7 protein-coding genes are annotated in these 10,187 nt (G+C 64.8%); 2 read left to right on the forward strand and 5 right to left on the reverse strand.

Going from position 1 to position 10,187, the window contains the following annotated elements; all coding sequences use genetic code 11:
• Positions 1–113: 113 nt before the first annotated feature.
• Entirely contained in the window at positions 114–1,505 is a 1,392-nt protein-coding gene (gene hpnO / locus E4K64_RS05235) for an aminobacteriohopanetriol synthase HpnO (protein WP_135162476.1), read from the forward strand.
• 112 nt (positions 1,506–1,617) lie between these two features.
• On the opposite strand, the gene E4K64_RS05240 is transcribed toward hpnO, so the two are convergent.
• Entirely contained in the window at positions 1,618–2,499 is an 882-nt protein-coding gene (locus E4K64_RS05240) for an alpha/beta fold hydrolase (RefSeq protein ID WP_135162477.1), read from the reverse strand.
• A gap of 12 nt (positions 2,500–2,511) precedes the next feature.
• Positions 2,512–4,131 carry a GMC family oxidoreductase gene (locus E4K64_RS05245; protein ID WP_135162478.1) on the reverse strand — a complete coding sequence of 540 codons (1,620 nt, stop codon included), beginning with the start codon at positions 4,129–4,131 and terminating at the stop codon, positions 2,512–2,514.
• A 222-nt stretch (positions 4,132–4,353) separates the two neighbouring features.
• Here E4K64_RS05245 and E4K64_RS05250 point away from each other — a divergent pair, with 222 nt between their 5' ends.
• Complete coding sequence (locus tag E4K64_RS05250; RefSeq protein WP_135162479.1) at positions 4,354–5,526, forward strand: M20 aminoacylase family protein; 1,173 nt, start codon at positions 4,354–4,356, stop codon at positions 5,524–5,526.
• A 222-nt stretch (positions 5,527–5,748) separates the two neighbouring features.
• On the opposite strand, the gene E4K64_RS05260 is transcribed toward E4K64_RS05250, so the two are convergent.
• The 3 genes from E4K64_RS05260 to E4K64_RS05270 all read right to left on the reverse strand — a co-directional run bounded on the left by E4K64_RS05260 (position 5,749) and on the right by E4K64_RS05270 (position 10,153).
• Positions 5,749–7,377 (reverse strand): inorganic phosphate transporter, encoded by a 1,629-nt coding sequence (locus tag E4K64_RS05260; RefSeq protein WP_135162481.1) that lies wholly within the window; start codon positions 7,375–7,377, stop codon positions 5,749–5,751.
• Between the two features lie 98 nt (positions 7,378–7,475).
• Entirely contained in the window at positions 7,476–8,918 is a 1,443-nt protein-coding gene (locus tag E4K64_RS05265) for a UdgX family uracil-DNA binding protein (protein ID WP_135162482.1), read from the reverse strand.
• Positions 8,918–10,153 (reverse strand): putative DNA modification/repair radical SAM protein, encoded by a 1,236-nt coding sequence (locus E4K64_RS05270; protein WP_135162483.1) that lies wholly within the window; start codon positions 10,151–10,153, stop codon positions 8,918–8,920. Before E4K64_RS05270 ends, E4K64_RS05265 begins: the two co-directional genes overlap by 1 nt.
• Positions 10,154–10,187: the final 34 nt, after the last annotated feature.

Consider the following 10,187-nt stretch of genomic DNA (forward strand, 5'->3'; position numbering starts at 1 on the left):
TAAAGCTGTGCTTGCGAAGATGGTCCGAAAAAGGGCAAAAGGCCGCACAGACCGTTTTGAGTAACGGTCCCTTTTCAGTTGACGAGACGACCCTCAACCGAAGTATGTAACGGATGCACAGCCCAAATCCAGACATGTCTCAGCTATTCGCGGACCGTCAGGCCCAGCGCAGCACCCTGCATAATCGGTATCTGAACGAGCAGTTCGTTCGGGTCCTCAAGACCATCGGCTACGATGTCGGCTTCCAGAAAGGGCAGGGCCAATATCTCTACGATCGCGACGGCGCCCGCTATCTCGACCTGCTGTCCGGCTTTGGCGTGTTTGCGATCGGGCGCAATCATCCGGTCATGCGCGAGGCGCTCAAGAGCGTGCTCGATGCCGACCTGCCCAACCTCGTCCAGTTCGACGTCTCGACGCTCGCCGGCGTGCTCGCCGAGCGGCTGCTGAAATACGTCCCCTATCTCGACAAGGCGTTCTTCGCCAATTCCGGCGCCGAATGCGTCGAAGCCGCGATCAAATTCGCGCGTGGCGCGACGGGGCGTCCCGGCATCGTCTATTGCGCCCATGGCTATCACGGTCTGACCTATGGCGCGCTGTCGCTCACCGGCGATTCGAATTTCCGCAACGGTTTCGAACCGCTGCTGCCCGGTTGCACCCCGATCCCGTTCAACGACCTGGCGGCGCTCGAAAAGGCGCTGGCCTCGCGCGAGGTCGCGGCCTTCGTCGTCGAGCCGATCCAGGGCAAGGGCGTCAACATGCCCACCGACGAGTTCCTGCCCGGCGCGGCCGCGCTCTGCAAGAAATACGGCACGCTGTTCGTCGCCGACGAGATCCAGACCGGCATGGGCCGCACCGGCCGCTTCCTCGCGGTCGAGCACTGGAACGTCGAGCCCGACATGGTGCTGCTGTCGAAGTCGTTGTCGGGCGGCCACGTGCCGGTCGGCGCGGTGCTGACGCGCAAGGCCATCTTCGACAAGATCTTCAACCAGATGGACCGTGCGGTGGTGCACGGCTCCACCTTCTCCAAGAACGACCTCGCGATGGCCGCCGGCATCGCCACGCTCGATGTCATGGAATCCGAGAAGCTGATCGAGTCCGCCGCCAAGCGCGGCGCCGAGCTGCGCCTCGCGCTGACCCGCATGGTGCCCGGCTACGAGCTGATGAAGGAAGTCCGCGGCAAGGGCCTGATGATCGGCGTCGAGTTCGGCCCGCCGAAATCGCTGCGCCTGCGCGCCTCCTGGAACGTGCTGGAGACCGCCAACAAGGGCCTGTTCTGCCAGCTCATCACCGTGCCGCTGTTCAAGGATCACAAGATCCTCACGCAAGTCGCCGGCCATGGCAGCCACACCATCAAGCTGCTGCCGCCGCTCACCATCACCGAGGAAGACTGCACCTGGATCGAAAAGGCGTTCGACGACGTCATCGCCGGCAGCCACAAGGTTCCCGGCGCGATCTGGTCGCTCGGCAAGACGCTGGTGGACAACGCGGTGCGAAGGTCGGCCTGAGGCGGTCTAGCACGGAGCTGCGGGATCCAACCGGCCGCACGGCACGCGGTGAGATGGGCCCCGGCTCAGCAGCGCATCACTTGCGTGCTGCGCGGCGTCCGGGGCACGAGACCTATTTCGTGAACTCCCGCACGGCTGCGACCACGGCCGCCGGCACTTCCTGAGCCACGCAATGTCCGGCTTCCTCGAAGACCTGCGTGCTGGCCCGCGGAATCAGCGACACGGCGCGTCGCGCCATCTCCCAATAGATCGGCCCTGATTTCCCGGAGGTCGTCACGCGCACCGGGCAGTCGATCTCGGCGAGCGAGGCAAACGGATTGCCGCGGGCGTCGCCAGCGTACACCTGCTCCATCACCTCGTAGATCGGATGCAGGATTGCGGACTCGATCTCGGGTGTGCAGCAGAGTCGGACGCGGTCATCGTCGAGCGGCACGAAGCCGTGGCGCACATAGGCGCGAAGCGAAGTCTCGGTCCAATCCGCAAACGCAGGCGCTGTGCGGTAGCGCTCGAAGACGGCGTCGGCGCTGTCGAACTCGGCGCGTCGGCGCAGCGTGCCTTGGACGCGGGCGACGGATTCGTCGCTCAATCCGCCGGAGCGCGTCCTGCGCGGATCCATCACCGTTGGCTCCATCACGAACAGGTGCGTGAAGTGGCCGGGCAAGAGCTTCGCCGCGAGCAGGAGATCGGTCGCGCCCGCGCTATGGCCGATGCCGTAGACGTTGCGCAGCTCGAGTGCATCCATCACCCGTCGGACGTCATCGGCAAAATCCAGGAAATGATAGGCACCGGGCTTGTGGCTGGCGCCATGGCCGCGGCGGTCCAGCGCGTAGACGGTGCAGGTCGATGCAAGCTCGCACGCGACCTCGTCCCAGACGGCGGCGACGAAGCCGGTGCCGTGCACGAGCAGGGCGGGTGGCTTGCCGCGCTCCCCCCATTGCAAGATGGCGATCTCTGCACCGGCCGGGCCGATTGAAAAACGCTGCGGGCTGGTCATGATGGCGGGACGCTACTTCGCATCCTCCAAAATCATCGCAGAGCCCTTTTCGGCGATCATCGCGGTCGGCGTGTTGGTGTTGCCGGACGTGATCGTCGGCATGATCGAGGCATCGACAATGCGCAGGCCTTCGAGCCCGTAGAATCGCAGGCGCTCGTCGACGACCGACATGGGATCGCTCACCGCGCCCATCTTCGCCGTGCCGACGGGATGGAAGATGGTGGTGCCGATATCGCCGGCGGCTTTTGCCAGCGCGGCGTCGTCGTCGCCGACGGTGGGACCGGGCAGATATTCGCTTGGGCGATATTTGGCGAGCGCTTTCTGCTGCATCAGGCGGCGCGTGGTGCGGATGGCATCGGCGGCGACCTGGCGGTCGTCGTCGGTCGACAGATAATTCGGCGCGATGATCGGCTTCTCGTCCGGGCTCGCCGAGCGCAGCCGCACGATGCCGCGTGAGGTCGGCTGCAGATTGCAGGCGCTCACGGTGATGGCGGGGAAACGGTGCAGGGGATCGCCGAACTTGTCGAGCGACAGCGGCTGCACGTGGAACTGGATGTTGGCGCGGGCGCGCGTCGCATCGGAGCGGGTGAAGATACCGAGCTGCGAGGGCGCCATCGTCAGGGGACCGCGGCGGCGGAAGGCGTAGTCGAGGCCCATCAGCCCGCGTCGGAACAGATTGTAATAGGTCTCGTTCAGGGTGCGCACGCCCTCGACCTTGTAGATCGCACGCTGCTGCAGATGGTCCTGCAGGTTGCGCCCCACGCCGGGCCTGTCCATGACGATGTCGATGCCGAGCGGCGACAGCCAGTCGGCGGGCCCGATGCCGGAGCGATGCAGCACCTGCACCGAGCCGATCGAGCCGGCCGAGAGGATCACCTCGCGTTTCGCGCGCGCCTCGATCATCTCGCCGTTCTGGATGAAGCGTACGCCGACGGCGTGGCCCTGCTCGATGATCAGGCGGTCGACCAGCACGTGCTTCTCGAGCCGCAGGTTCGCCCGGCTCAAGGCCGGCTTGAGGAAGCCGCGTGCCGAGGACCAGCGCCGGCCGCGCTTCTGGTTGACGTGGAAATAGCTGGTGCCTTCGTTGTCGCCGGTGTTGAAATCCGGGATGCGCTTGATGCCCATTTCCTCGGCGGCATCGCCGACGGCATCGAGAATGTCCCATGACAGCCGCGGCGCTTCGATGCGCCATCCGCCGCCGGCGCCGTGATGCTCGCTCGCGCCGAGGAAATGGTCCTCGAGCTTCCTGAACAGCGGCAGCACGTCGTCGTAGCCCCAGCCGGTCATGCCGAGCTGGCGCCAGTGATCGTAATCGGCAGCCTGTCCGCGCATCGAGATCATGGCGTTGATCGCCGAGCAGCCGCCGATCACCTTGCCGCGGGGATAGGCGAGCGAACGCCCGTTCAGCCCCGGCTCGGCCTCGGTCTTGAACATCCAGTCCGAGCGCGGATTGCCAATCGCGAAGAGATAGCCGACCGGGATATGGAACCAGATCCAGTTGTCGTCGCCGCCGGCTTCGAGGATGAGCACGCGGTTCTTGGGCTCGGCCGAGAGCCGGTTGGCGACGATGCAGCCGGCCGTGCCGGCCCCGACGACAATGTAGTCGAACTCACCTTCGAGCCGCCTTGGCATTCTGCTTCCACCCGGACAGGCGTCACGCCCGGGCTGGTCCCGGACATCCACGCGCTTTCCGTTCTAATAGTCAGAGGTGGACGGCCAAGACAAGTTGGAGACGAGCCGGCCGCAAGCCCGGCCATGACGACAGGACAGGGCTACCCTCGATCTGCGGAAGTTAGCTGGACTGATGCTTGCATGGTAGACAGTGCCATAGTTTCAACAAAGCTTGAGACCTCCATGCCCATCGTGAACCGCGTCGCCGACCTTCAATCCGATATTCAGGCTTGGCGCCGGGACATCCACCAGCATCCCGAGCTGCTGTACGACGTCCACCGCACCGCAGCATTCGTGGCGGACCGGCTGCGCGAGTTCGGCTGCGATGAGGTCGTGACCGGCCTCGGCCAGACCGGCGTGGTCGGCGTGATCAAGGGCAGCAAGCCGGCCGGCGAGGGACTCAAGGTGATCGGCATGCGCGCCGACATGGACGCGCTGCCGGTCGAGGAGCAGACCAATCTGCCTTACGCCTCCAAGATCCCGGGCAAGATGCACGCCTGCGGCCATGACGGTCACACCGCGATGCTGCTCGGGGCCGCCCGCTACCTCGCCGAGACCCGCAACTTCGCCGGCGATGCCGTGGTGATCTTCCAGCCGGCCGAAGAGGGCGGCGCCGGCGGCGCGGCCATGGTCAAGGACGGCCTGATGGAGCGCTTCGGCATCGAGCAGGTCTACGGCATGCACAACGGCCCGGGCATCCCGGTCGGCTCGTTCGCGATCCGGCCTGGTCCGATCATGGCGGCGACCGACGAGGTCGACATCATGATCGAGGGCCTCGGCGGCCACGCCGCGCGGCCGCACAAATGCATCGATTCCGTGCTGGTTGGCGCGCAGGTGATCACCGCCCTGCAATCGATCGTCGCGCGCAGCGTCGATCCCCTGGAATCGGCCGTGATCTCGATCTGCGAATTCCACGCCGGCAACGCCCGCAACGTCATTCCGCAGACCGCGATTCTGCGGGGCACCATCCGCACGCTCTCGCCCGAGGTGCGCAAGCTGGTCGAAAAGCGCGTGCACGAGGTGGTGGCGGGCGTCGCCCAGATCACCGGCGCCAAGATCGACCTGCATTACAAACGCAACTATCCCGTCGTGAACAACCACGCCGCCGAGACCGAGGTGGCGCGCCGCATCGCCAAGCAGGTCGCGGGCGAAGCCAATGTGCACGAGATGCCGCCGCTGATGGGCGGCGAGGATTTCGCCTACATGCTGGAAGCGCGGCCCGGCGCCTTCATCTTCTGCGGCAACGGCGACAGTGCCGGCCTGCATCACCCCGCCTACAATTTCAACGACGAGGCGATCGTCTACGGCACGTCCTACTGGGTGAAGCTGGTCGAGGAACAGCTGGCGGCGTCGTAAGGCTTTTTCTTACCTCGCCCCGCTTGCGGCAGGGCAATCCCGTATGAGGGTTGGCACCGACAGCAACCACAGCGTCATGGCCGGGTCTGTCCCGGCCATCCACGCCTTTCCACGCAGCACTGAGAACGTGGATGCCCGGGACAAGCCCGGGCATGACGACGTCTGCCGAAGGTTCAAAAGCAATTGCCCTCTCCCCGTAAGAACGGGGCGAGGGAGAAGTCTTCAGAACATCCGCGAGAAGATCACGTAGAGCGTGGCCGACAGCATGATCGCGCAGGGCAGCGTCAGCACCCACGCCATCAGCAGGTTGCGGATGGTGGCCATTTGCAGGCCCGAACCATTGGCCGCCATGGTGCCGGCGACGCCCGACGACAGCACATGCGTGGTCGAGACCGGCAGGCCGAACACGTCGGCGGCGCCGATCGTGGCGGCGGCCACGAGCTCGGCCGAGGCGCCCTGCGCGTAGGTGAGGTGGCTCTTGCCGATCTTCTCACCGACGGTGATCACGATGCGCTTCCAGCCGATCATGGTGCCGAGGCCGAGCGCGATGGCGACCGCGATCTTCACCCAGTTCGGGATGAACTTGGTGGCGGCGTCGAGCGAGCCCTTGTAGGCATTCAAGGTCGCGATCTCCTCCTTGTTGAGATCGTTTTCCTTGTCCTTCATCAGGAAGCGGATCGCTTCCGAGATCATGTACATGTCGTTGCGGGTGTTGCCGACGGCCTCCGCCGGCACCTTGTTCAGCGTGCCGTATCTGGCAACCTGGTCGCCGACATCCTTCACCAGCACGGCGAGCGAGGGATAGGTGCCCTCGTTGATGTGACGCAACGTGATGTACTGCGTCACGGCCGGACGGGGATCGCCGATGATGCTGTGGCCGGCGCCCTTCGCGGAGATCACCTTCGCGGCGGCATCCGAGGTCTTCTGGAACTGGACGATCTGGGATTCCGGCAGCGCGCGGTTGAGGGCGTAAGCCGTCGGCACGGTGCCGATCAGGATCAGCATGATCAGGCCCATGCCCTTCTGACCGTCGTTGGAGCCGTGCGCGAAGCTGACGCCGGTGCAGGTCGCGATCAGCAGGCCGCGAATCCAGAGCGGCGGCGCCTTGTTGCCTTCGGGAGCGGCGTAAAGTGCGGGGTTGCGCACGATGAACTTGAGCAGCAGCAACAGCACGGCGGCGCAGATGAAACCGAACAGCGGCGACAGCAGCAGCGCATAACCGATCTCGGTCGCCTTGGTCCAGTCCACGCCCGAAGTGCCGTCGCGGCCGCGCATCACGGCGTTGGCGACGCCGACGCCGATGATCGAGCCGATCAGCGTGTGCGAGGAGGAGGCGGGCAGGCCGAAGAACCAGGTGCCGAGATTCCACAGGATCGCGGCGATCAGCAGCGCGAACACCATGGCGAAGCCGGCGCTGGAGCCGACCTGGAGGATCAGCTCGACCGGCAGCAGCGAGACGATGCCGAAAGCGACCGCACCGGAGGACAGGAGCACGCCGAGGAAGTTGAAGAAGCCCGACCACATCACCGCGACCTCGGCCGGCAGCGAATGGGTGTAGATCACCGTGGCCACCGCATTGGCGGTGTCGTGGAAGCCGTTGACGAATTCAAAGCCGAGCGCGATCAGGAGCGCAACGAACAGGAGGATGTAGGGCAGGTAGGTCGTCACCCGCACGCCCGTCGCGTTGACGTCGACATAGATGCTGTAGGCGACGAACAGCAGGCCGGCGGCGAGGATGCCGAAGAACAGGATCATCGTCAGCGGATTGAAGCCCTTGTCGAGATTTGGCCGCGAGGCCGGCTGGACGGGCGCGGGATCTGCTACCGCGCGGTCGAATGCAACATCGCTCATGTCTGGACGCCCCTTAACTTGCAGTTGAGGGCATTGTCCGCGACGGATTTGAAGGCTGGATGACAAGCGGCGGTTGAATACCGCTTTCTTGCCAGTATTCAGGCAGCCCGCGCCGCCTTCTTCTGCAAGCTCGCGGCAATCTTCAGGTCGTCGACAAAGCGCCGATATTCCAGCGCCTTGGCTTCCGGATCAGGCAGTCGCAGCAGATAGGACGGATGCACCGTCACCAGTGCTTTTCGTCCCTCGGGAAGCTCGATGAGACGGCCGCGGGTCTTGCCGATGGGGGTGATCTTGCCGAACACGCTTTGCGCGGCGGTGGCACCCATCGCCACGATCAGATCGGGCTGGATTGCCGCAACTTCCCGCTCGTACCATTGCCGGCAGGCGCGGATCTCCGGCGTATTCGGCTTCTGGTGCAGGCGGATCTTTCCGCGCGGCACGAATTTGAAGTGCTTGACCGCATTGGTGACATAGACCTTCTTACGGTCCACGCCGGCTTCCTCCAGCGCACGGTCCAGCATCTGGCCGGCCGGGCCGACGAAGGGATGGCCGGCGAGGTCTTCCTTGTCGCCGGGCTGCTCGCCGACCAGCATGATATTGGCGGACTTCGGGCCTTCGCCGAACACGGTCTGGGTCGCGTCCTTGTAGAGATGGCAGGCGCGGCAATGCGCGGCCTCCTCGCGGAGGGTTTCGAGATCGTCGGCAGCGGGCTTGCGTTTCATCGGTGCCTCCGGCCGCTTCTGGGGCTTGTGCGGATCGGTTGCGGCGTTGGCGATCATGGCGCCGGTCATGCGCTCGGCGTCTTCGATCAAGGGCTTAATGATCGAAGCCTCGGGCAGGTTCCTCCAGTATTTCTTGGGCATCTCGGCCTGCATCGCCTTCACCTTGAGCCGTGCCGGATTGAAGATGCTGGCGTAGTAACGCCGCCAGGTTTCTTCCAGCCGGTCTTCGCTCGGTGCTTCGCTCCTGCTGACGCCTGGCGTGAACGAAAGTGCGTGGCCATCCCAATGCGCGCAGAGGTCCGGGGTCAGGATCGACCAGGGCATGTCGGCAAAGCGTTTTGCGAAGAACGGCGCGGCGAGCTCGACGATGTGATGCTCCGGCTCGAACCAGGCGACGTAATGCGCCTCGCGTTCCCTGCCGATCTCGCGGAAGCGCACGAAGGCATGCATCTTGTGCTCGTCGCGATGGACCGCTCTCGCCATGGCGGTGACTTGCGCGACGTCAGGATCGGTCGCGACGTCGATGAGGTCGTGACTGTCCTTCAGCCGAAACAGCAGCCGGTAGAGGATGGCAAAGCGCTCGGGATCGCGGTGCAGGATCGCTGCTTTGGCGAGCTCGATGAATTTGCCTGATACGGTGAAGGTGCCGTCGTTCACTTCGAGGATCGGTGATGGCGCGGGCGGGGCGAACAGCTCGGCTTCGCCGCCTTGCACGGTCCAGGTGACATCGTACGGCTGCACGTGATGAAGCACGAGGTGACGCGCGGCTTTGCGCCAGCCGTCGAAATCGATTTCGGTGTCGAGGGTGATGTACTGCATCAGAAGCCAAACCCCAGTTGCGTTGCCTTCGGCTTGAACCGGTCGATCAGCCGCGCGTCGTCGAGACGGTGTGGCGACGGCCGGTGATCGCCGAGGACGATGAACGGCATCGCCTTGCTGCGGGGCACATGCAGCCGCGCGAGATCGGCGAGGCGGATCGTGGTGGTGCGCCGTGTCGCGATGATGCGTTCGACCGCCTTGGTGCCGAAGCCCGGCACGCGCAGCAATTCCTCGCGGCTGGCACGGTTGACGTCGAGCGGGAAGCGGTCGCGGTGGCGCAGCGCCCAGGCGAGCTTTGGATCGATCTCGAGCGGCAGCATGGCGCTGTCGTCGACGATCTCGCCGACGTCGAAGCCGTAGAACCGCATCAGCCAGTCGGCCTGGTAGAGCCTGTGCTCGCGCAGCAGCGGTGGCTGCACCAGAGGCAAAGCGCGGCTTGCGTCGGGGATCGGGCTGAAGGCGGAATAATAGACGCGCCGCAGCCGGTAGGCGCCGTAGAGATTGGCGCTTGTGTGGAGAATGGTGTGGTCGGAAGCGCTGTCTGCGCCGACGATCATCTGCGTGCTCTGGCCGGCCGGCGCGAAGCGTTGCGGCTTGGCCTTCGTCTTTGCGCTGCGGCCTTCCTCGGCCTCGTCCAGCTTCAATCGCAGCCGGCCCATGGTGCGGCGGATCGCGCGCACGTCTTTCTCGGGCGCGAATTGCTGCAGGCTGGTCTCCTCGGGCATCTCGATGTTGATGGAGAGGCGGTCGGCATATTTGCCGGCTTCCGCGATCAGCGCATCGTCGGCCTCGGGAATGGTCTTCAGATGGATGTAGCCGCGGAAGTGATGCTCCTCGCGCAGTTTTCGCGCGACACTCACCACCTGCTCCATCGTGTAGTCGGGGCTGCGGATGATGCCGGAAGAGAGAAACAGGCCCTCGATGTAATTGCGCCGGTAGAAGTCGAGCGTCAGCTTGACCACCTCCTCGATGGTGAAGCGGGCGCGCGGCACGTTGGAGGAGGCGCGGTTGACGCAATAAAGACAGTCGTAATTGCAGGCGTTGGTCAGCAGCACCTTGAGCAGCGAGATGCAGCGTCCGTCCGGCGCATAGGAATGGCAGATGCCCATGCCGGGGGCGGTCGAGCCCATGCCCTTGCCGTCGCTGGAATCCCGCTTTTCGGTGCCGCTGGAGGCGCAGGACGCGTCGTACTTGGCGGCATCGGCCAGGATTTCCAGCTTGCGTTGCACGTCCATGTTTTGAATCCCGTTGATTCCGTTCATGAATCCG

This window comes from Bradyrhizobium frederickii, from assembly GCF_004570865.1.
GTDB lineage: Bacteria > Pseudomonadota > Alphaproteobacteria > Rhizobiales > Xanthobacteraceae > Bradyrhizobium > Bradyrhizobium frederickii.

What these genes read in the sequence shown, in the direction of transcription:
- E4K64_RS05270 (WP_135162483.1), bottom strand. Translation starts at nt 10,153, where the DNA reads ATGGACGTGCAACGCAAGCTGGAAATCCTGGCCGATGCCGCCAAGTAC.
- E4K64_RS05260 (WP_135162481.1), bottom strand. Translation starts at nt 7,377, where the DNA reads ATGAGCGATGTTGCATTCGACCGCGCGGTAGCAGATCCCGCGCCCGTC.
- E4K64_RS05245 (WP_135162478.1), bottom strand. Translation starts at nt 4,131, where the DNA reads ATGCCAAGGCGGCTCGAAGGTGAGTTCGACTACATTGTCGTCGGGGCC.
- hpnO (WP_135162476.1), top strand. Translation starts at nt 114, where the DNA reads ATGCACAGCCCAAATCCAGACATGTCTCAGCTATTCGCGGACCGTCAG.
- E4K64_RS05250 (WP_135162479.1), top strand. Translation starts at nt 4,354, where the DNA reads ATGCCCATCGTGAACCGCGTCGCCGACCTTCAATCCGATATTCAGGCT.
- E4K64_RS05265 (WP_135162482.1), bottom strand. Translation starts at nt 8,918, where the DNA reads ATGCAGTACATCACCCTCGACACCGAAATCGATTTCGACGGCTGGCGC.
- E4K64_RS05240 (WP_135162477.1), bottom strand. Translation starts at nt 2,499, where the DNA reads ATGACCAGCCCGCAGCGTTTTTCAATCGGCCCGGCCGGTGCAGAGATC.